The organism is Leptolyngbya sp. CCNP1308 (assembly GCF_034932455.1).
In the GTDB taxonomy this organism is placed as follows: domain Bacteria; phylum Cyanobacteriota; class Cyanobacteriia; order Phormidesmidales; family Phormidesmidaceae; genus Nodosilinea.
Genome location: NZ_JAYGIH010000085.1, coordinates 1 through 21122, shown reverse-complemented (window position 1 = coordinate 21122; position 21122 = coordinate 1). Strand labels below are relative to the sequence as shown.

Annotated in this window: 20 protein-coding genes; 5 read left to right on the top strand and 15 right to left on the bottom strand. The window is 52.2% G+C overall.

Features of this window, described 5'->3' with window-relative positions; translation table 11 throughout:
- Positions 1-180: 180 nt before the first annotated feature.
- From VB780_RS25155 to kaiC, 8 genes are all read right to left on the bottom strand, one after another.
- Entirely contained in the window at positions 181-1341 is a 1161-nt protein-coding gene (locus VB780_RS25155) for a sensor histidine kinase (RefSeq protein ID WP_323353936.1), read from the bottom strand.
- Between the two features lie 293 nt (positions 1342-1634).
- Positions 1635-3539, bottom strand: coding sequence for an ATP-binding protein (locus VB780_RS25150; RefSeq protein ID WP_323353935.1), 1905 nt, complete (start codon positions 3537-3539; stop codon positions 1635-1637).
- Positions 3479-3769: a helix-turn-helix transcriptional regulator gene (locus VB780_RS25145; protein ID WP_323353934.1), complete on the bottom strand. Its 291-nt coding sequence runs from the start codon at positions 3767-3769 to the stop codon at positions 3479-3481. Before VB780_RS25145 ends, VB780_RS25150 begins: the two co-directional genes overlap by 61 nt.
- A 258-nt stretch (positions 3770-4027) precedes the next feature.
- A complete protein-coding gene (locus VB780_RS25140) occupies positions 4028-6172 on the bottom strand; it encodes a putative bifunctional diguanylate cyclase/phosphodiesterase (RefSeq protein ID WP_323353933.1) in 2145 nt (714 codons plus the stop codon).
- A gap of 6 nt (positions 6173-6178) precedes the next feature.
- On the bottom strand, positions 6179-9004 hold the full coding sequence (locus VB780_RS25135) for a PAS domain S-box protein (RefSeq protein ID WP_323353932.1): 2826 nt from the start codon (positions 9002-9004) through the stop codon (positions 6179-6181).
- A 60-nt stretch (positions 9005-9064) separates the two neighbouring features.
- Entirely contained in the window at positions 9065-9460 is a 396-nt protein-coding gene (locus tag VB780_RS25130; RefSeq protein WP_323353931.1) for a circadian clock KaiB family protein, read from the bottom strand.
- Positions 9461-9636: 176 nt separating this feature from the next.
- Positions 9637-9963 carry a circadian clock KaiB family protein gene (locus tag VB780_RS25125; RefSeq protein WP_323353930.1) on the bottom strand — a complete coding sequence of 109 codons (327 nt, stop codon included), beginning with the start codon at positions 9961-9963 and terminating at the stop codon, positions 9637-9639.
- A 54-nt stretch (positions 9964-10017) separates the two neighbouring features.
- Entirely contained in the window at positions 10018-11730 is a 1713-nt protein-coding gene (gene kaiC, locus VB780_RS25120; protein WP_323353929.1) for a circadian clock protein KaiC, read from the bottom strand.
- Positions 11731-12318: 588 nt separating this feature from the next.
- On the opposite strand from kaiC, the gene VB780_RS25115 reads away from it, so the two are divergent.
- Positions 12319-12642: a hypothetical protein gene (locus tag VB780_RS25115; RefSeq protein WP_323353928.1), complete on the top strand. Its 324-nt coding sequence runs from the start codon at positions 12319-12321 to the stop codon at positions 12640-12642.
- A gap of 338 nt (positions 12643-12980) precedes the next feature.
- Here VB780_RS25115 and VB780_RS25110 read toward each other — a convergent pair whose 3' ends face one another.
- Complete coding sequence (locus tag VB780_RS25110) at positions 12981-13460, bottom strand: CPBP family intramembrane glutamic endopeptidase (protein ID WP_323353927.1); 480 nt, start codon at positions 13458-13460, stop codon at positions 12981-12983.
- A 29-nt stretch (positions 13461-13489) separates the two neighbouring features.
- Between VB780_RS25110 and VB780_RS25105 the strand changes: the two genes are divergently transcribed.
- A complete protein-coding gene (locus tag VB780_RS25105; protein WP_323353926.1) occupies positions 13490-13810 on the top strand; it encodes a hypothetical protein in 321 nt (106 codons plus the stop codon).
- A gap of 37 nt (positions 13811-13847) precedes the next feature.
- On the opposite strand, the gene VB780_RS25100 is transcribed toward VB780_RS25105, so the two are convergent.
- The 6 genes from VB780_RS25100 to VB780_RS25075 all read right to left on the bottom strand — a co-directional run bounded on the left by VB780_RS25100 (position 13848) and on the right by VB780_RS25075 (position 18554).
- A complete protein-coding gene (locus tag VB780_RS25100; RefSeq protein ID WP_323353925.1) occupies positions 13848-14636 on the bottom strand; it encodes a type II CAAX endopeptidase family protein in 789 nt (262 codons plus the stop codon).
- A gap of 6 nt (positions 14637-14642) precedes the next feature.
- A complete protein-coding gene (locus tag VB780_RS25095) occupies positions 14643-15230 on the bottom strand; it encodes a PspC domain-containing protein (RefSeq protein WP_323353924.1) in 588 nt (195 codons plus the stop codon).
- 33 nt (positions 15231-15263) lie between these two features.
- Positions 15264-16232, bottom strand: a complete 969-nt coding sequence (locus VB780_RS25090) for an Acg family FMN-binding oxidoreductase (RefSeq protein WP_323353923.1) — start codon at positions 16230-16232, stop codon at positions 15264-15266.
- A gap of 3 nt (positions 16233-16235) precedes the next feature.
- On the bottom strand, positions 16236-17192 hold the full coding sequence (locus tag VB780_RS25085; RefSeq protein WP_323353922.1) for a M23 family metallopeptidase: 957 nt from the start codon (positions 17190-17192) through the stop codon (positions 16236-16238).
- A 73-nt stretch (positions 17193-17265) separates the two neighbouring features.
- Complete coding sequence (locus VB780_RS25080; RefSeq protein WP_323353921.1) at positions 17266-18039, bottom strand: DUF6920 family protein; 774 nt, start codon at positions 18037-18039, stop codon at positions 17266-17268.
- Positions 18040-18170: 131 nt separating this feature from the next.
- Positions 18171-18554, bottom strand: a complete 384-nt coding sequence (locus tag VB780_RS25075; RefSeq protein ID WP_323353920.1) for a hypothetical protein — start codon at positions 18552-18554, stop codon at positions 18171-18173.
- 1012 nt (positions 18555-19566) lie between these two features.
- On the opposite strand from VB780_RS25075, the gene VB780_RS25070 reads away from it, so the two are divergent.
- The 3 genes from VB780_RS25070 (at position 19567) to VB780_RS25060 (ending at position 21001) form a co-directional block, all read left to right on the top strand.
- Entirely contained in the window at positions 19567-19821 is a 255-nt protein-coding gene (locus VB780_RS25070) for a DUF1830 domain-containing protein (protein ID WP_323353919.1), read from the top strand.
- A 661-nt stretch (positions 19822-20482) separates the two neighbouring features.
- Positions 20483-20725: a thioredoxin family protein gene (locus VB780_RS25065; RefSeq protein WP_323353918.1), complete on the top strand. Its 243-nt coding sequence runs from the start codon at positions 20483-20485 to the stop codon at positions 20723-20725.
- Positions 20726-20737: 12 nt separating this feature from the next.
- On the top strand, positions 20738-21001 hold the full coding sequence (locus VB780_RS25060; RefSeq protein WP_323353917.1) for a permease: 264 nt from the start codon (positions 20738-20740) through the stop codon (positions 20999-21001).
- The last annotated feature ends 121 nt before the right edge of the window (positions 21002-21122 follow it).

The window sequence follows — 21122 nt, the reverse complement described above, 5'->3', positions numbered from 1 at the left end:
ACTGATTATTCAGGTAACGGTCAGGCATTGCGGTGCTGCTGTGGACAAGTAGGTGGCTGATCTTGCTAGGAGGAGATCAAGCTGCCGCCGCCCGCCGCTGTTATGAATTGTTAGTGCAACACCAGGAGCGCTGGTTGAAAAGCGTGAATTTGACCCATTCGATGCAGCAGCACCCTAGGCTTACTGACGATCGCCCTCAACCGGGTGCGATCGCGGCAGGCGGACGGTGAACGTTGTGCCCTCCTCCGCTGTCGAGGCGACTTCTACCGTGCCCCCATGGGCGACGACGATCTCGCGCACAATGTACACCCCCAGCCCAACGCTGCCCGGAACCCGCTGTGCTGTCGAGTCTGGCATGGTGTAGCGCGTGAGCGGATCGAAGATCGTGGCCAGCATCTCTGGCGGGATTGGCGGCCCTTCGTTACGCACGCTCAAGACCACGGTTGCGCCGTCTGAAGCAACCGATAGCTCGATTGGCCCCTCGGTCGACCCGTGCTGAAGGGCGTTGCCCATCAGGTTAGAAACGACCTGGCGGAGGCGGGCCGCATCGCAGTCGCCCGTGAGGTCGCCGTCGGCTTGAAAGCGCAGCGTGCGCTGCGGGTAGGCAACACAGAATTCCTCGAAGACTTGGTGACAGAGTTTTTCCAGATCAACCGGACTGCGCGTCAACGGCATTGTGCTGCCCGGCCCTGTCGATGCAAAGTCAATCAGGTCGCGGATCAACCGTGTGATCATCTCTGTGTTTGTCTCGATCACCGACAGCGCTCGGGGAGAGTCCAGGTGTTTGTCTGTGGTGCGCGAGAGCAGTTGTGCAGCCATACTGATGGAGTTGAGCGGGTTGCGTAGGTCATGGCCGAGGATGGCCAGGAACATGCGGCGCGACTGCTCGACGCGATTGGTGTAACTGCCGACGGCCTCAGCAATGGATTGATCGATCGACTCGTTGAAGCGGGTGATGTCGTCAATGGCGTTGATGTCGATCGGCGGGCGGCTCGCGCGCCACAGGCGGAGCACGCTCGCTCGCAGGGCGCGGTACTCCGCGACGACCTCTGTGATGTCAAAGCCTGAGCCCACGCGTGCCGCGCCATGCAGTACCGAGGCGTAGTCGAGCCGGTCGCTCTCCTCGCTATCAGTGCCGCCGTGGCCTTTAGACTTGCTTGCCTGCTGCGCGGGGCTTTGGTCGACCTGCATATCCCGCGCGGTTGCCCGCAGTATTGCCTCGGCGTCATCACGCAGGGCAAGCCTGGTCATCTTCGTCCCGGGCTCGAGGCTGCGCCCAAATATTTCCCATTCCGCGAGAATGGGCTCGATGTTCCCGAGAATGAAGTCTGCTAGTCGCATCAATTTCTCTGTTGGGAGCATCTTAGGAATAGAGGCATGATACCGCTGGAGGTAGTCAAAAAGATATCAGCTTAATGCCTCTTTAGGAATGATTAAGGGGGGTGACTAGATTGACCTACAGCAAGGTTTTCTACCTTTTGGATACTTATGTTGTCAGAGCAGACGCTATAGAGTGTGGGCCAGCATTGGGAACGCGCGTTGAAGATTGAGAAGCTGGATCACTTGGGGTTAGCGGCGGCGTTAGTGGAGGAAATCGAGCTAGTAGAGCTAGCCGAAGTGGCAAGGCACAATTTTTAGACTCGGTTTGGCTTGAGCAGGGTTATAATCTCGCTGACAAATCGTTCTGACTCCAACGGTTTTGTCAAATGTGTTTGAAAGCCTGCTTGGATAGCTCTCTTTTGGTCGATTTCTGCGGCATAAGCCGTGAGCGCGATCGCAGGAACCGTACCACCTTGATCAGATGGACGCGAGCGAATCTGCTGCATCAGCTTATAGCCATTCATTTCTGCCATGCCAATATCACTGACAATGACATCTGGAATCAACTGCTCCAAGGCTTGCAGCGCTTCTACACCGGAAGCTACGGCGGTTACAGTTGCCCCGTGTTGCTCTAGCAGAAAAGACTGAACCTCACGAGTATCGGTATCGTCCTCGACGAGCAAGATTTGCACCTTGCCTAAACGTGTCTCTGCACCAGATTGAAGCTGGTTTTGTTCAGAGCGGATTGGCGTTGCCTGCTGCAGGGCCGGTAGCTGCACGCTAAAGGTTGCACCTTGATGCTCGCCTCTACTTTCTGCTTTGACCGTGCCGCCGTGCAATTCCACAATTTGCCGCACGATGGCTAAGCCCAATCCCAAACCACCAAATTGGCGCGTCGTTGAGCCGTCTTCTTGCCGAAAATGCTCAAACACATGGGGCAGAAATTGCGGATTAATTCCCTGTCCCGTATCGATGACTCGAATTTGGGCCATCGCACGGCCCAAGTTGCCTTCGGCAGCAACTCGCCTCAGTTGGACCGTCACCTGTCCGCCATTGTCTGTGAACTTGACGGCATTGGCGAGCAGGTTCCACACGATTTGTTGCAGCCGGGCAGCATCGCCAGAGACCGGAGTAACGTCTGGGTCAAGATCAAGCGTAATTTGAACATTTTTCGCATCTGCCGCTAACCGCACGGTTTGAACGGCAGCAGCAATGACAAATGCCAAACTAACTGGAGTCGCTATTAAGGTCAGCTTGCCCTGCATGATGCGGGAAATGTCGAGCAGGTCTTCGATCAGTTGCGCTTGTAGTTTGGCATTACGCTCGATCGTGTCTAAAGCATTAATTTGATGAGCAGAATCGAGTTTGCCATTTCGCAGCAGTCGTATCCAGCCCAAAATCGGATTCAGGGGCGACCGCAACTCATGGGACAGCACCGCGAGAAACTCGTCTTTAATATGGTTGGCGCGTTCTGCGTCTTCTCGTGCCGCTTGTTCTCGTTTTAGCAGCTGCTCTCGTTCCAAGGCAGCTTGCTTTTGCTTTGTGATGTCACGTGAGATTGATAACAGTTGTGCAACCCTTCCCGATGCATCTCGGATGGGAGTGACGATCACATCCCACCACTTCAGGTTGCCCTTTGCTGTGGGGGCGTAGCCTTGAAATTGACCAATATGGCCTGCTTTAGCTGCTGCAAGCGCTGTCTTTGCACGTTGGTAATCTTCACCTTGCCAGAAATCAAGCCATTGGGCATTCAGAACAGAGGTAGGATCGTCGATTTCTAGGAGATGTAAGCCGCCTGTACTTAGGTGAAGGAGCCGTCCCTCTAACGTTAAAACTTTGATGCAGTCTTTACTGCTCTCTAAAATGCATCGCTTTAGTTCTTCACTTTCTTGCAGCACGGCTTCAGTCTGCTTGCGATCACTGAGGGTGGCTGTTTGGGTGCAATTTTGCGACGGTACCGATGCTTGCTGTACCTCGTTGGGTCTTTGAGCTTGGTTAAGTTCAGTTAATCGACTTTGTACTGCCGTTTTCAACCTCTCTGACCAGGTTTCGACCGCCCCCAGGGGCGTTTGGGACCAGTCGTGCGAGCGCAGGAGTGTTTCCAGCTCACCACCGCCTCCAAAGAGATTGTCGGGCATCTCCTGGTGTTGCTCTGACCTCATGCTTTTAGCTTCCTTGAGGGCAGATATTTTCCTTGAATTGCCTGACTGCGTTCCCATAACGCTCCATCAGGTAACTCCGCTAACTGGCTCAGCACGATTTCAATTTGTCTGAGTGCTAAGGGAAAAGGGGTGGCATGTCCGTTTTCCCAACGATTGATGGTGGGAAAGGAAACTCCAAGTTGAGCCGCAAACTTCTCCTGGGTCAGCTTCGAGGTTTGCCGAAGCTCTCGAATCAATTGACCAATGGCGGGCTGTTCAACCCCTAAGTAGTTCCGAGGAAAAGCCACAGCACTCACAACTTTATAAAGTCTTTCTATTGCTGTCAGCTTAATTGGTTCTAGAAGAAATCTATCTATCTCTAGATAGAAGCTGTTAAAACAACCCCATTAGCCAGTGCAGCCAGCGTAAAATTCTCAGAATCTACTGCAACTAACCTCGATAGCTAATATTCTCCTAAGCCATGCCAAAGCTGTGTTTGATTTCTTGAATGAGTTGATGAAATACAATATAAAACGTGAGATTTTAGTTAATCAAAAGGATGAGATCTAAACCTTAGAGCTAGCGCTAGCCAGCCCGCAAGTAATGGTAGGGCTATCGGTGGGCTTAGCAAACAGGTAGCCCTGGCCATACTCACAGCCCAAATCACGCAGAATATCTTGCTGCTGAGAGGTTTCAATACCCTCGGCGGTCACCGCCATGCCCAGGGTATGGCAAAGGCTGATGATGGCGCGCACAATTTCTAGCCGTTGGGGGCTGGTATCGATGTCTTGTACAAAGGAACGATCGATCTTAACGAGGTCGATTGGGAACTGATGCAGACAGCTGAACGACGAATAGCCGGTGCCAAAATCATCGAGACAAATCTGAACGTTGAGCTGCTTGAGTTGATTGAGGATGACAGCGGTTTCTTTGGGGTTATCAATAAATACGCTTTCGGTGACTTCTAACTTTAAGTAATGGCCGCTCAACCCCGTGTCTTGCAGAATACTGGCAACGGTATCAACCAGATTTTTTTGGGCAAAGTGTTTGCTCGAAAGGTTGACGTTGATAGACATTGTCAGGGGTGAGCGAGTGCCCTTACCCTGACTAGCCAACCGGCCATCCGCCCAGACCCAAGCCCCAAGCTCTAGCTGTTGCCAGCTTTTTAGCTGGAGGCAGGCTTGGCGCAACACCCATTGGTCGATGGTCGTGATGACGCCCATCTCTTCGGCGAGGTGAATGAATTGGTCAGGATACACCATCTCTCCGCTGGGCTTTTGCCAGCGCACTAGGGCTTCGAGGCTAGTAACCTCGTGGGTGGCCAACGAGACAATGGGCTGGTAATGCACCTGAAGTTCGTCATGGGTAATGGCATAGCGCAGGGCATGCTCGCGCTCCATCAGCTCTCGGGCCTGGCTGTGCATGACCATATCAAACAGCTCGTAGTCGCCCCGCCCTCGAGCTTTGACTCGGTACATGGCGATATCGGCATTGCGGAGTAGATCAGCGGGCTCATCGTAGGGCGTTGAACTCATCACAATGCCAATGCTAGCCGTGACCACCAGCTCGTGATTGTTAATGATGAAGGGTTTTTTGAGTTCTTCTAAAATGCGCTCGGCGGTGCGGCAGGCCACAGCGACATCGGTCACCTCTTCTAGCAGTACGGCAAATTCGTCGCCGCCAAAGCGGGCCACGGTATCCATGGCCCGCAGGTAGGTCTGCAAGCGAGGGGCCACTTCGATCAGGAGCTGATCGCCGGACAAGTGCCCCAGGGTATCGTTGATGGTTTTAAAGCGATCGAGATCGATCAGCATGACTACAAAGCCAACCTCAGGCGATCGCTGGCTTCGCTCAACCGCCTGCTGCAGGCGGTCTAAAAACAGGATACGGTTGGGCAGCTGAGTCAGCGCATCGTGCAGGGCGTTGTGCGCTAGTTGAGCTTCCATGCGGTGTTGTGCGGTGCTGTCGTGGACGACCATAACCGCACCCTCGGCTCGACCCTGGTCGTCATAGATGGGGGCAGCACCGTCGGTGACGGGGGTTTCGTTGCCTGTTTTAGCCCGCAACAGTGCGCCCTCGGGTAGGGTGAAGGCGCTATCGTCCTGTAGGGATTTTACCAGCGGATTGTCGAGCAGCTTACGGGTGACCTGATCGACAAAGTGAAACACCTCGGCGGGCGATCGCCCCATGGCCTCGGTTTGCGACCAGCCGGTCAACGCTTCGGCCACCGGGTTCATAAACTTAATCAGACCGTCGGTATCGCTGGCGACGACGCCTTCGCTGATGCTGTTGAGCACGGCGAGCAGCCAGCGGCGATTTTCTTTAATGGTTTTGTCGAGCTGGTGTTTATAGATGGCAATTTCGATATTGGCGTTTATCTCTCGAGCCTCAAAGGGTTTGAGAATGTAGCCAAAGGGGGTGGTAAGACTAGCCCGTTTAAGCGTTTCTTCATCGGCGTAGGCGGTCAAATAAATAATTGGAATATCTAGAGATTTATTGATTTCAGTAGCGGCGTCAATGCCGTCTAATACCTTGCGGAGGTGAATATCCATCAAAATTAGATCGGGGTGCAGCTCTAGGGCTTTTTGAATAGCGGCCTCGCCGGAGGTGACGATCGCAGGAACATGATGGCCCAAGTCGATTAGGGTCGCCCGGAGATCCATGGCGATTACAACTTCATCTTCTACGACCAGAATGGTCTTTTTCTCCATGGGAGCCTATGCAGGAAAGGTAATTTGAAAAGCAGAGCCAACAGCTTGGGGAGAAACGACAACTGTTCCCTCGATCTGTTCAGACAGATTTTGCACCAGGCTCAAGCCTAAGGAGGACATCTGTTGTAGATCAAAGTTGTCGGGTAGGCCCACCCCATCATCTTGCACCCGCAGAGAAATTTGGTGGTCGGGGCCTACCGACGAGATGATGGCAATTTCGCCAAACCTATCGTCAGGAAAGGCGTATTTAAGCGAATTTGACATCAGCTCGGTGAGAATAAGGCCACAAGGCAGGGCGGTTTCAATATTTAAACTATAGGGTTCAACCTCAAATCGTAGGGCAATGTGCTGGCTGCCTGCGCGATAGGTTTCAAGCAGGCTGTAGGCCAAGCTGTGGATATAGTCGGCCAAATCGATGCGGGCTAAGTCTTGGGATTTGTAGAGTTTTTCGTGCACCAGGGCCATGGCCCTGACCCGGCTTTGGCTGTCTCGCAGCACCGATAGGGCCACAGGGTCAGACACTTTGCGAGACTGGAGATTGAGCAGGCTGTAGATCACCTGGAGATTATTTTTGACGCGGTGATAAATCTCTTTGAGCAGCAGCTCTTTTTCTTTTAGAGAGGCATGAAGTTTAGCTTCAGACTCTTTGCGATCAGTAATGTCTTGTTGCACCGCCACCATCACACTGCCGTACTCAGGATGCTCAAAGATCGAGGTGGTGGCATTACACCAAAATGGCGTGCCGTTTTTCCTAATGTTGTGAACTTCGTAGGTGGCCTCCTGGTTGTCTAAAACCGCCCGGTGAATGGTCTGGTTAACGGCTTCAGCACTCACCGCCTCAGTGGCATAATTGACGATCGACACATGCCGCCCGTCTAGCTCGCCGGGGTCGTAGCCAAACATTTTCTCAAACTTGCGGTTGGCGTAGGCAATGATGCCGTTGTCGACCCTAACCACGCAAATACCCTCGGCCATATTGCGGGTAATCACCGCCTGAAATTCTTGAATTTGCTCGGCCTGTTTGCGATCGCTAATGTCAATAACCACTCCTAGCATGCGCGTAGGCTCTCGGGTGTCGTCATACACGCCGCGCCCTTGGCCCACGAGCCAGTGCAGAGTACCGTCGGGGTAAATCACCCGATATTCTTTTTCATAGTCGGCGTGCTGGTGTAGAGCATCTTGCAGAGCCTGCTCCACGCTATCTAAATCGGCGGGGTGAATGGCGTTGCGCCAGCTTTGGTAGGGGTCGGCGGTGGTGGTAGGGTCTAGGCCCAGCAGCTTAAAGTGGTTGTCATTCCAGATCACGGTGTTTTGCCGAACATCCCAGTCCCAGGTGCCAATGTGGGTAAAGTCGAGGGCGAGCCGCAGCTGTTCTTCACGGCGGGACAGGGTCTCCTCGGCCCACTTGCGGTCAGTAATGTCTTCGAGAATGTACGAAAAGCGCGGTGGCCCACCAGGGCTACCCGCAATGGCGCATACACTGCCAGCCAACCAGCGCCCCCGGTCAGGGCTATTATCCTCGCAGTATTCAAACCGTACCGGGGCCTGGGTGAGCTCGGCCTCGCGGTAGTAGGCAATCCAGCGCTCAAGGGTGGACAGGGGTATCCCCAGGTCGCTAGAAAACCGATTTTGCATAGCCTGGGGAGTAGTGCCAAAAAACTCGGCGGAGGCCCCATTGTCAGACAGATGCAACATATCGCTATGGCGGAGTTCGACAATGCCCATAGGCATAGGGGCACTGTCAAAAAAGCTGCGCAGGGTCGATTCACTTTGCTGCAAATCATCGTTGAGCTGGCGTAGCTCAGTGGTGCGCTCGGCCACCCGCTGTTCGAGCTGGGCCTTGGCCCGACTCAGGTCAATCACGGCCTGCAACCGCTGGATTTCAACGCGTTTGCGAGGGGTAATGTCGGTCAGCAGCACCACGGCCCCTAGATTTTGGCTGTCGGCATCTGCCAGCGGACGAGCGCTGAGAATAAGATTTAACCGCTGCCCCCGCTGGTCTTCAAGCTCTACCTCAAGACCCTGAATGCTCTCTCCCCCTAAAATAGAGGCGATCGCAAAGGGCACTTGAGCCTCAGCACTGATCTCAGCCGGGGTAAACCCTAGAGGATTGGCAACAGTGTCTCGGGTCGCCATAGGCGCAAGACCTAGGTCATCAAAGGGTTGCCCCAGCAACTTTGACCCCCAGAGTTCACAGGCTACCTGACTCGCCCGAATAATCATGCCATCGGCATCGCAGACGAGAATAGCTTCACCCGCCTGTTCCAGCATGAGCCGGGCTAGCCGCTCCGCCGCTAAGGTCTCTTCGTGGCGTTTTTGCTGGGTTAGGTCGGTAATGACCACGCAGGTCATCACGGTTTCATCTGCGTTGAGCGAGCTGATCGTAATGTAGACAGGAATTTCAACGGCACTGGAGGAAATCAAAAACAGCTCCAGGGTATTGCTTTCTTTGTGGGCCATTGCTCCCGTTCGCGATTGAAACAGCAGGCTGTCTTGCAGCGACAAAAATTGCCGAAAATAAGCGCCGATCAGTTTCTCTAGGGGCCGCTGTAACAAGTTGGCTAGGCTTTGATTGCCGTATAAGATCAACCCTTCAGCAGAAAGAATGGCTGCGCCCTGCTGCATTTCTTCGACCAGCAGCCGATAGGATTGATCCGCAGTTTGCAGGGTAAAAATGCGCGGCCCATCTGAGGTCGAAACCACGAACGCATCCACCTCGCCTCCCTGAATGGCGTGCAGAGTTTCTTCGCTGGTCGCTAGGCGATCGCGCAGGGCTTGAATCTCTGCCAACAGCTCCAATTTAGTTTTATGAATATCTTCAGTATTGTCCACAGGTCAACTCACAGAACATATTTAATTGGAGATGAGCAGATTGAGCAGCACCCTGTATCGTTACTCTGTAGGTACAAGGTCTAGACCCCTCAAGACTTTTTCGGTATCAGACAGATCGCCCACAATGCGCCGCAGGGGCAGGGGCAACTGCTTAACCAGCGTGGGAATAGCCACAACATTATCTACTCCCAGCGCTGACGGAGACTGGTAGACATCAATTACCTCTAGCTCATAGCGCCCCTGCAAGTGGGTCTCACACAGTCGCTTCAGCCGCTCTAGAGCCTGAATTGAGCGCGGGGTGGCCCCAGCCACAAACAACCGCAGGCGGTAGTGTTGTCGATCATCATGGGCGATCGCCTGTTCAAAACTAGCCGTTAGGGCGTCGCTCTCTTCTGGCGAAACGGCCTGCTCTGGGTGCGATTCATTTATGGAGTCTTGGGGCAAGTCATGCATCATAATATTCACGTTTAATGGTCACTACTAGCAATGTTTCGTAACCATTACTGTTCGCGTGGGCGGCTCCAAAGGAGCAACGGAGTCGTGGTCGGGAACCTCTTGGCGGGTGTTGGCTTTCTCTCTTAGAGATACGCTTCGGGAACAACTTCGCTCAGCCAACATCGTTCTAGGAACAGTTACACAGTTTTTTTGTTTTCTACTGACCTAATGTCAAGCCCCACAATCACCTTCTCATGATTAGATAAGTCGCCAATAATTTGCCGAATTGGGCGAGGCAGCCGCCGCACCAGGGTCGGAATCGCAAAGATTTGGTCTTGCTGAGCCAGCTCTGGATGCTGCAAGAGATCAACAATTTCAATCCGGTACTGATCCGGCATATGTTCCTCACACAGCCGCTTTAGATTGGCAAAGGCCGTCACCGATTTTGGGGTTTGTCCGGCGACATACAGGCGCAGCTGCCAGAATTCAGATTCCTCCTGGTTCGGTTGGTTAGCTTGGGTCATAGTGGAGGCTCTCATGGTTTCCGTAGGTTGAGCAGAGGCTGACAACGGGGCAGGCTAGTCGGCCTGACGTAGTTGGGCAATCGTCGCTTGATCGTGCAGCTCCCCAGCTTTGTAGAGGCGCTCTTCTTCTAAAAGGCGGGCAAACTCGGCGGTTTCTGTGTCCAGCTGGATCTGGAGCGTAGCTAGCTGAACCTGGGTGGCTTGGCGCTGTTGCTCGAGCTGTCGCCGCTGCGCGGCCACCTGCTGCTGCCGCTCGACCTGCGCCTTGTCGTCTTCGGCCTCCTGCATCGCCCGCGCCGTGCCCATCAAGATCTGCCCCTGGCCCAAATAGACGCTGACCAGGTCAACGCCCTGGCTGGTGAGACGAAACTCGCGCACCTGGTTAGAGTGGCTCATACCGCGAGACTTGAGCACCTGTAGTAGCCGATTGCGCTCTCCATTGTGCTCAACGGAGCGCACCTCCAGCCAGGTATCCATCAGCGATGAGGTGCCGATCTCGATCTCGCTATACTCCCTCGTCGTGTCGGCGGCGATGAGATTGGTCATCAATACGGTAATTTGCTCTGCCTTGAGATAGTCAATCAGCCGCATAAAGAACGATTTTGTCTGCAACGGGCTGCCGGTCGAAATCAGATTGCTAATGGGGTCAATCACTACGGTGGTGGGGTGCCAGGTTCTGAGCCAGTGATGAATCTGCACCAGATGCTGCTCTAGGCTGTGGGTGGTAGGTCGCAGCGCCTGAATTTGCAGCAATCCCTGCTGGATATAGGGGTCTAGATCTAGCCCCACCGATCGCATATTGCGCAAAATTTGCTGGGGCGCTTCCTCAAAGGCGATGTAGAGGCAGCGCTCGCCCCGCTGGCCGGTGGCGGCGGCAAAATGCGCGGCAATGGTACTCTTGCCAGTGCCCGCCATGCCGGTAATCAAGACACTGCTGCCGCGAAAGTACCCTTTCCCTTCCAGCATGGTATCGAGGTGGGCAATGCCGGTGGGAACGCGATCGTTAGACACCCCATGGTTGAGCCCCACCGAGGTAATCGGCAGCACCGAAATGCCATCTTGATCAATCAAAAATGGATACTCGTTGCTGCCGTGGTGCGAGCCGCGATATTTGACAATTTGTAGCCGTCGAGTCGAGAGCTCGTCATCAGTGCGCTGGTCAAGGCGAATCACGCAGTCAGAGACATACTCTTCGAGCCCCTGACGGGTGAGGCTGTTTTCGCCCCGCTCGCCGGTAATAATGGCCGTCACCCCTTTGGCTTTGAGCCACTGAAACAGACGACGCAGCTCGGCCCGCACAATAGATACATTTGATAGCCCGGCAAACAGCACCTCAAGGGTGTCGAGCACAACCCGCTTGGCCCCAATGCGATCAATGGCTAGGCCGAGGCGAATAAAAATGCCCTCTAGATCGTAATCACCGGCCTCTTGAATTTCGGTAGGGTCAATGTAAAAACAGTCGATGGCAATCTGGTTATCGGCGATCAGCTGATTGAGATCCCACCCCAGAGAGGCCACATTTTGAGCCAGATCCTCAGCTGTTTCTTCAAAAGCAATAAATACGCCCGGTTCGCCATACTGGGTTGCACCCCGTACTAAGAACTCCATGCTCAGCAGCGTCTTACCGCAGCCCGCCGAGCCGCACACCAGCGTAGGGCGACCCTGGGGCAACCCGCCATCAGTGATCTCGTCGAGCCCCTGAATACCTGTCGGGCATTTGGCTAGCTGCACGTGCTGGGGTGCGATCGCGCTATTGGTTGGAAACATACAGAAATAATCCTAAGATCCGACCAAGTAAGTTATTGAGAAAAAATGTATAGATTGCAATCCTCTTTTACCGAGTTACCCATGCTTGACAGTCTACTTCGCCACAACAGCTCAATCCTTGGTACGGTCAATCTATTCCGGCTTAAGCTGATACTCAGCTAGGCTTTACGTACAATTCCCGAAAAGACAAAACGTTACATTCCCTCTGGCGAGACATTGGCTAATTGCATAACAGGCAGAGTCACCCAACCCAAGTCTGAAACAACAAATCCAACCTGAAATGCAACATGAGGCTGTCACAGTGCAACAGTCCGGACACTTTTCTGGACAAGCGCTGAAACCTTTGATTTCTCGTTGACCAAGCTACTGCAGAAGAGGCCTGAAACCCGCATTCTACCGTTAGCGATTAAAAACTGTCCGGAGTGTTGACAGTGTTAATTGTTGGTTTGTTATTTATGACAAATGACAAGTTAACGGGTGACTTGTCAGCTCCAAGAAATAGAGATTTATTAGGTTGGGTAAGCCAAGGTGCACCCTAACAAAAATGGGCTTGGCTAGGTTCTAAACAGCTTTAAATAAGAAGCAACCGTGACCTACGACTTGATTAATCTCACATTTTCAGTCGTCATGAAAGAAATTGAGGATGTTTTAGACCAGTATCCCGAACATCCCTATCAATCGACTTTTTCAATGCCTGAATTGAAACAAAAGCTAATCGATCATGTGCATTGTCATATTTCGCCCCATCACGATGTCGAAGAGAGCCGGGCAGTTGCTTCTAGCAACCCAAGTACCCATCGTTCTTCATTTTTGCAGGAGCGGCTGCGGCTGGGAATGCTGATTCGTGGCAGTATGCTACACCTTCTACGTCAGGAAATTGTCGGGCAGGTAAACATACCGGATCATCCCTAATATCGACTCTGATTTACATCAGGACGTTCCTGAAAATTTTACAACTGCGCAAATGTTGTTAGAAATCAGGATGAACATATGACTTTTACACCTAAGAAGCTTGAGAAAAGTTTTACTCACCATAAGATTTAAGTAAATGGTATTCGATTGCACTATATGATCGGGGTCATAGGCGATCTTGTATTGCTACTACATGGCTCTGCTCAAATCTGGTATGAGTGGCGCAATATCGTGCCTGTGTTGACAGAGTCGGTCGGTGTGCAAGCAGATTGTTAGACTGAAATTACGGGTGATCGTCCTTACAAAATCTCCTTCTCAAACACAAAATCGAGTTCACATCATACTGAACCCGACTTTGACTGCGGCAATTGCATGGGCAGGCGGGGTTCCTCATCGCACAATAGACCGAGGGCGATCGCCACAAGCAGCCCCACTGCTAGCCCATAGGGCCTTAGATTACTCCCATCTGGCATCACCATGACTGGTATGACCCACCCCCCAGCGTTGACCGCAGTATGCAGCACGAGAGCGGGCAGCACACTTCCTCCGGTATGGTTGAATAGCCATGCAAATAGCACCGACAGAGCCACCGTGCTCACCATAAATAGCCCAACTGGAATGTGACTTTGCGCCGTGTCGGCCATATAAAACAGTGGCAAGTGCCACGCGCCCCACACTATGCCCAAAATAAGGCTAGCCACGCGCCAGCTGTAGCGCTCTTGCAAAACAGGCAATGCATAGCCCCGCCAGCCAAATTCCTCACCCAGCGGACCGCCAAACAGCAGCAGCACCCCAAAGTTCATCACGGCTAGGAGCACATGCCCGGATGCGGGGGACGGGGCCCACTGTGACAACAATAGATGAGACAGCTAAGGCGATGTGCCCAGCGGCGGCCAGTCCCATAACCGCCAAAGGCAAGAAAAACGAGAGCGCCAGCCAACGCCAACCAACCCGCCATTGCAGCGATCGCCTGAGCCAACAATTCAGCCCGTCCTGTCCACCGGAGTACCTCACCACTGCGATCGCCGCGATACTGGGGCCAAAACTCCCCGCGATGAACAGCATTATCCCGACGGTGGGCAACCCAGGTTTGACAACCGAAGCCAGCAGCCAGAAGGCCCATGACCAAGCAAACGCCAAGGCAAAGAATGCCAACAGGCGCGAATAAAAGCCAGCTTTACTGTGATGTGTCATTAGATCCATGATTAGTCCACATAAACCCATTTTCGGTGCGAGAGATTTGCTTTCCCAAACACTAAAATCAGGATGATCGCCACCACACAATTCACGAGAGCATAGGCGATAGGCGATACCCCAGGTATCAATGCTCCAAAGATGTTCAGCGCACTATGGAAAAGTGCCACTAGCAAAAGGCTGCCTTGGGTGCTGTTGTAAAGCCAGGTGTAAACAAAAGAACTTGCAACAATGCTAATAAACCAAACTAAAGGTGACTGAGCCATCGGGTTGCCCGTCAAAAAGACCAGCGGCAAGTGCCATAAACTCCACAAAAGTCCCACAATCAGGGTGGCGGACAGGGCATTATGTCGTTTCTGCAAATGTGGGAGCGCAAACCCCCGCCACCCAATTTCTTCACTCGTGTTGGAGAGAATCACCGTTAAAACGGCAGTAACAAAGAGAAATGGATGACTGGGAACTGCTGCGGATGCTCCGGTCAAGTCCATTAATTTTGTCAGGACTTGTCCCGCAACCAAAATAGCAATAGGCCCCAGCACCGCGACGAGATACCAAACTAGACCAACCCGCCATTTAAGCAAACCCTTGAGTAGATTCTGAACACCTGTTTTACCCCGCATCATCTGGAACACAATCACAGCCGCCAGGGCAGGGCCAACGGAAAATAGGATGCCAATCAACTGGATTAAGGGACTATCAAATGGGGTAATCCCCCGCGAACCGAGGACTCCTGGAATCAGGCCAACCCATGAGATCCCAAAAGCCAAGATATAGAACCAAGCAACGGGGTATTTCCTCATTTTTAACTACCCTCTTTGGACATAGGATTGTTGCTGTTGCGATCGCGGCTCGATTGGAAATGCCAACCAACACCACAAGTACAGAAAAATAAATCCAGGGATGACGATCGCTAAAACAACCGTGACAATCCGGATCACTGCAAGGGACTGATGCCAACGCTGAGCGAGGGCTGAACAGACGCCTGCAATTATTTTTTGGCGGCGACTCCGGTAAAAAACAGCGGGGGTTTCTCCTGAAGTGCCGCCTGTGGTTCGGGAGCGCTTATACTGTAAAATCCCAGAAATAAGCAGCCCGATCGCGCCTAAAATCGCCGATGGAAAGGCCAAAATTGACAGCCAGTGCGCCATTGCTAGCCCAGAAATAACGTCTCCCAGCCAAACTGGGGAAGGACAGCTAAAGCGGACAGCCTCTGCCGAGCAACCGAAGCGTTTAGCCAAACCGAGTGCGCCCCAAGTCAGGAGAAACGGAGAAATTCCATAGACGACGCAAAGGCTCAACAAAAACAAGTGCCAACGGATCGAAAGCCGTCGGAAAAATGCGATTGCGGCGATCGCAGGGCCAACCAATAAAAAGAGAAATGCAACAAGCGCCAAGATATAGAGCCCAAGTAACGGGATGGAATACGCTCAAACCAGCACAGCCTCAGGCGATCGCCTGAGCGACCCAGGCATCTTTGGCCCCCGGCCAAACCGCACCACTAGGTCGGGTCTGCCAGTTTCTAGCCCCAAAACTTTCGCAAAATTAGGCCGTAAACCGGCTTCCTCCACGGGCTGGTTCAACAGGGCGTTACGAATACCCAGAGCCGTTGATTGGAGGGCAAAGCGTTCGTAGCAGCGGCCTACTTCTATCCAGTGAGCCCTGTCGTCATGCTCGGAGACAAACACGGCAATGCCCGCCGAACTGCGAATTTGGCGGGCGTATTTCTCATTTTCTGGCTGGGCTTTAAAGATCAGCGGAAAGATCAGGTTCCCCAGCCAGCGGGGGAGGGAGGGATTGCCAGAGGTGCTAACAGACAAGCCATCCCCCTTTTGCTCAGCCTCGCTATTGTTGAAGCGAATCCATGATTTGAGTTCTTTTACAAAGGCGGGGTTGTTGATCTGGGCTGTATTGCCCTTCACCACGTAGTCCAGCACCGTTTTCATCAGATCTGGCTGAGTCAGCATCACCACCCGCACGCCTGCTCCCGTCCCCGCCGCCGTCAGCAGTGCTAACTCCTCTGGGGTCAGAGGTTGGCCGTCGTACTCTGTGCGGCTGCACTGCCGCTGGGCGATCGCCTCAAACAACGGGGTTGCCTCGACCTCGCAAGGAGTAAATGAAATGCGCACAGCCCCGTTGCTCATGTCATCAAAGGTCACTTGCCCAGACAGCCCTTGGGCTTTGGCGGCCTGAAGGATGTTCTCGGCGGCGCATCCTAGCGATACATACAGATGGTGGCCATCAGGATCGACCACCGGACACCGCCGCGATAGATCCGGCAGAATGGAGATCGCCTGCTCCTCCAGATGAAACGGCCAACATTGAGTGTTGTGGCTGGAGGGGGCAAGGATGCCATAGCGCACTAGTTCCTTCAATTGCGCGGATTGTGCATGAGTCATGGTTCAGTCTCTGGAGGGGGGCGTGGTCATACGATCACTGCGAATTAGAAAGCGGCCATTGAAACGCACCGGCAATGGGTCGCCCGACAAGGGCATGGCTAAAGAGCCCGGTCGCTGGGCATGAATATGAAGGTGGGGTTCGCCGCTGGCCCCAGAATTGCCAACCTCGGCAATGGCGTCCCCGACGGCAACGGTCATGCCCGATTGCACCAACAGACTCTGGGGACGAAAATGGGCCAGGATGACATCGGACGCGCCGCAGCGCAGAATCACATGGTTTCCAGCCCGGTTGACTAGGTCAATCTCTGGAATAGTCATATCTGGGAAGCCATCGATCGCTTGCACCACCTGACCTGCACAGGGAGCAAACACTGGCGCGCCGTAGATAAAGTACGCCGCAGGCTGCTTAGGAACGATGCCGCGCGATCGCAACCCCCACCGATTAACCTGAATGATATCGGTGCCGTAACTTTGGCCCCGATAGGCTCGAAAACGCGGTACTGACTCGTCTAAGGTTTTCAGATGAGCGTTGATGCGAATATCGCTACCGCCATTGACGATCAGAAAATTGTCACCTCGCAGCGGAAAGGTGAGATCGACAGCGGTTGCAGCTGCAGGAAACTGCCCCGTCCAACTGTGCGCTGCCTCATTGCCTGCATACACGCCAAAGGCCACGAAGCCCACAATCATTAACCACCCCGGCCAGCTTAATGGCATGCGGTGCTTCGGCTGATGCCTTGGGAAGCCTAGCCCTAACGCCAGCATAAATAGCACCCCATAGAGATAGGGCGTCCACCAGGGTGGGAAGACCCAGATACCCATACGGGCGATCATAACCAGGGCGATCGCGGTCATCAGAGACTGAATTCCAATACCCAGCAGATTGCGGGGCGGTATAAAAGCCAACCACCCAATCAAGATAAGAGGAAACAGAATCTGAGCCAGAATGAGGATCGTCACTTTAGGCCTCGGTATTGCATCTTTTTAATCAGCATCGATTTCCTCCGATCTTGCTTTCTAAAACTACTAACGATTACCGATAGATGGCCTCATCAATAGTGGCTCGGAAGAACTCGCCTTCTGACTCAAATCGCTCAGTGCCGAAATACCACCCGACTCGCAGACGGGTTGGAATTGTGTAGCCGCAGAATGTGCCTTCTTCTTCTATGATCGCCCCAAAATCCACATAGTGGTGTTCACCACCCTCTGGATTGCCCCAGCGCGGCATCTTCACAGCTTTGAGTCGACCTGTTTGATCAATAGTTAAGTCGAGTTCTGCCTGTTCACCTTGGGCCATAAAACTGGCATGGAGATGCGATGCCTCTGTGCTACTCCAGGTCACATCACCCCGATAAAGCGCCGATGGCAATAGTATTAACTCGGTGTGGAAGCGCCCCGCCGCTGATCGGGTAATATCAACACCAGTTCCGGTCATCACCGGGAATAGCCCCAGTAGCTTCCACTGCATTGCCCCGACGCCATCAATGATCCGATCTGATCCCACGATCGGTAAGCGGTTCATCCAGGCGGTGGCACTCCAAATAAAGCCGTGATCCCAGCAGACGACTTGCTCTGCGGTGAAGGGAATCCAATTCTTTAATTTGATTTCGCCATGCATTTTTAGGCGCACTGCTGAGGCGATCGCTGTTCCAGGGGCGATTCTCCGCAGGAGAGGCTCTGCCATCGCATGTTCCAGATACCGTCTAGCTGCATCGGGCAGATGAACAAAGTCATCTGGACTGAATACGCGCTCTTGAGATATGGCTAACTCCCACAGGGCATCGAGGGAAAGCTGTTTAGTTTTCATAGCTCTTATTTATCGCTCCCCTCTCAATCGCTTCTAATGCTTAATCGGGCTGGCTGTTTCAATAGACCGATGATAGAAGCTAAGGCTATTAAACCAGGCGCGGCTAGCCATAACCAGAACCCCAATAGCAATTAGTTTAGGGCAAGTTCAGAAACGCCACCACTATCAGCGGGCAAGTTGAACCAAAATGCTGAAAATGTTCCGCCAAAACCAGTGAGAATGGCAGCTATCCCAGCTATGACCGAGAACCGATAACGGTTCATCATAAAAGTGATACAGCACAACCAATAGATTGGATTAGCAAGCCAACCTATTGCTGGAATTTGCAGAAAAAGCAATCCAATAATGCCAAAGAAAGTCAGTGCAATCCCTTTCATAGCATAAACGTCATTAGGGTCAGAGGGGCTACCACCAACAGAGTCTATGGGAACCACATTAAACAAAAGACAAGGTAATGCGAGGGCTACGCCGTATAGGAAGAGCGATAATCCTAGCAATACAATCTTATATTTCACAAGCTATACTCTTAACCCTGTTGATTAGGATTTTCTGAGAATGATCTCTTGAGGACTAGGTAAAATCCAACATCATTCCCAAAAAACATCACGGTATCAAGGGTGACAAACTCCCATCCTTCTGCCGAGAGACGATTAAGGTGACTCTCAATTTTTCTGGCTTTTTGTCTAGTCGTCAAACATAACCAATCGCTGATTACTTTATATTGCGTTGCCATCTTCTCTTTAATCGACTCCTATTCGATTGCACTAGGTTCGCTAAACTTTATCGCAACTAACCTCGACAATCAATATCTCTGTGATTATGTCAAAGCTGTGTTTGATTTCTAGAATGAGTTGATGAATTACGATATAAAACGTGAGATTTTAATCAATCAAAAGGATGAGATCTAAATTTGAGCAGACACTAACTAAAAAGACGTGCCAGGATGAAGGTGAGTAGTCTATGCAAGGCACGATACGATGCTTAATACGGACAATTTGCTTCAAAATTATCAAGCCGGAACAGCAGCCAAAGCTGAGAGCCCGGCAAGGCTCTATTTGGAAGGTAACCCCGTCCAAACAGCGCGTGCTCAGAAAGCTTACTAAGGCCATAACGCTCAACGGCATGAGCTCGACAAACCGTCCGTAGCTCACCAAATTAGCAAAAATTCCTGCCTGCCTGCCTGCCAGGAATTTTTGCTTGTAAAAGTCCTCAAACGTTCGGTAGCCCGAATCGCAGAACGCGATGACGATAGTCATCACTCGCTGATGCTCAACCTCAAGATTATGGTGGAGTGTTCATTCCCTAATGCTCCAGTGCTTAGGAGTAGCCCCTACTCACACTGCATGGATTACACCTGACTGAGGAGACAGGTTGTTCTGCCTAAGTGGGCGAAACGATGATTAACGCCACGAGGGCAACAAGGATTCGGGTGGATCTAGGTTCTAGCCTTACGCTCTTCACCTGCCCCTCACTCCTCAATCGCCTGGGCTTGGAACCCATATCGGATCGCCCAAAGGAAATATCACGATGTCGCTAGGCGCTATCTTCAAAGTTCGCTGTCGCTACAGCAATCCCACCGAGCAGTTTCAAATTGTCCGTGTGGTCAACCAGCCCCATTTCTTCTTTGAACGCACGATTGTACCGCGAGGAGCAATCTGTTTTGAGGCGAGTCTCCAAGATACCTTGGAGATTCACACGGGCGCGATTGCAGGGGCAATTTTGTCAGATAGAATTCCCTGTGATCGACTCCAGAATATACCTAGCGAGGCGCGCCGGATCTAGCAGTCTGTCTAGGCTTTTGACGGACATCCTGTGGGTACAGGTGCTCTCACAGCGGTGGTTGGCGCTCTATTTGGCACCGTTATATAACGGGCAAGCAATACCGTTACAGTGGCCAGGTTTCAAGCAACGAATCCAACCTGAACTACAACATCAGGCCGCCATAATGCTAGATAGAAAAGGGTTTTCAGACCTACGGAGGGTTGATGGTGTGACCGTTTTTGGTTTCGAATACTCTGAGGGAAGAGGTAAACGTGGATCACAGCTTGATTAACCTCACATCGATAGTCGTCATGCAAGAAATCGAGGATGTCTTAAATCATTACCCTGAGCATCCCTATCAAGCAGTGTTTTCAATGCCTGAGTTAAGGCAAAAGCTAATTGACCATGTGTATTGTTATGTATCGCCCCACAACGATGCTGGAGGTAGACAGAACGTTATTACTAGGGACTCTATTGCCCACCGATCTTCCTTTCTACAGGAGCGGCTACGACTGGGAATGCTAATTCGTGGCAGTATGTTGCACCTCCTACGTCAGGAAAATATTGAGCAAATAGACGCACCAAATCATCTCTGGCAGCGATTTTCGGACGGGTGATATACCTCGTCGCCGAGCTCAGATAATCTCCAAGTCACTTGAAGAATCGAGGGAAGGGCCTCACTATGGACACAATCAAAATTGAAATCTTGGGTTCAGGCTGTAAAAAATGCAAAAGGCTAGAGGCAAATGCCAAGGAAGCCGTGAACAATCTTAACCTTGCCGCAGAGGTCTCGCATATTACTGACCCAATGGAAATTGCTATGCGTGGAGTAATATCTACACCTGCAATAGCTATCAACGGCAAAATCGTTAGCAAGGGTCAAGTCATTAGTACAGAGCAGATTCAGCCTCTACTGCAGCGGTAAAGAGGTATGGCCATGTTTGATCCGTTTTATCCTTTTGATTGGTTGGCAACCCAAATTGTTACACAACTCTTTGGCTTGTCGGTCTCGTCACATTTGGGGTCAAGCTTACACTTCTTTCTTTATGACGTACCAAAGGTCTTGACACTGCTGATCGTTATCAGCTTTATAGTTGGCACCTTTCAAAGCTTCTTAGAACCAGAGCGCGTGCGCTATTTACTAGAAGGTAAACGCACGTTTGTGGGCAATATCTTAGCAGCAATGGTCGGAATCGGGTAGTGCATTTTAGTAAAGGACAGAGGAAAGTAAAGGGGCTTCCCTTTCTGACAGCTTCTCTCTGACTCGGCGATTGTAGTCATGGATGAACATCCAGATTGCCCCGATGTGATTCTCTAGCTTC

Excerpts from the sequence above, each read along its gene's own strand:
- VB780_RS25155 (WP_323353936.1), bottom strand. The coding sequence starts at position 1,341 with ATGCGACTAGCAGACTTCATTCTCGGGAACATCGAGCCCATTCTCGCG.
- VB780_RS25150 (WP_323353935.1), bottom strand. The coding sequence starts at position 3,539 with ATGGGAACGCAGTCAGGCAATTCAAGGAAAATATCTGCCCTCAAGGAA.
- VB780_RS25140 (WP_323353933.1), bottom strand. The coding sequence starts at position 6,172 with ATGGAGAAAAAGACCATTCTGGTCGTAGAAGATGAAGTTGTAATCGCC.
- VB780_RS25130 (WP_323353931.1), bottom strand. The coding sequence starts at position 9,460 with ATGATGCATGACTTGCCCCAAGACTCCATAAATGAATCGCACCCAGAG.
- VB780_RS25125 (WP_323353930.1), bottom strand. The coding sequence starts at position 9,963 with ATGACCCAAGCTAACCAACCGAACCAGGAGGAATCTGAATTCTGGCAG.
- kaiC (WP_323353929.1), bottom strand. The coding sequence starts at position 11,730 with ATGTTTCCAACCAATAGCGCGATCGCACCCCAGCACGTGCAGCTAGCC.
- VB780_RS25100 (WP_323353925.1), bottom strand. The coding sequence starts at position 14,636 with ATGAGGAAATACCCCGTTGCTTGGTTCTATATCTTGGCTTTTGGGATC.
- VB780_RS25090 (WP_323353923.1), bottom strand. The coding sequence starts at position 16,232 with ATGACTCATGCACAATCCGCGCAATTGAAGGAACTAGTGCGCTATGGC.
- VB780_RS25080 (WP_323353921.1), bottom strand. The coding sequence starts at position 18,039 with ATGAAAACTAAACAGCTTTCCCTCGATGCCCTGTGGGAGTTAGCCATA.
- VB780_RS25070 (WP_323353919.1), top strand. The coding sequence starts at position 19,567 with ATGTCGCTAGGCGCTATCTTCAAAGTTCGCTGTCGCTACAGCAATCCC.
- VB780_RS25065 (WP_323353918.1), top strand. The coding sequence starts at position 20,483 with ATGGACACAATCAAAATTGAAATCTTGGGTTCAGGCTGTAAAAAATGC.
- VB780_RS25060 (WP_323353917.1), top strand. The coding sequence starts at position 20,738 with ATGTTTGATCCGTTTTATCCTTTTGATTGGTTGGCAACCCAAATTGTT.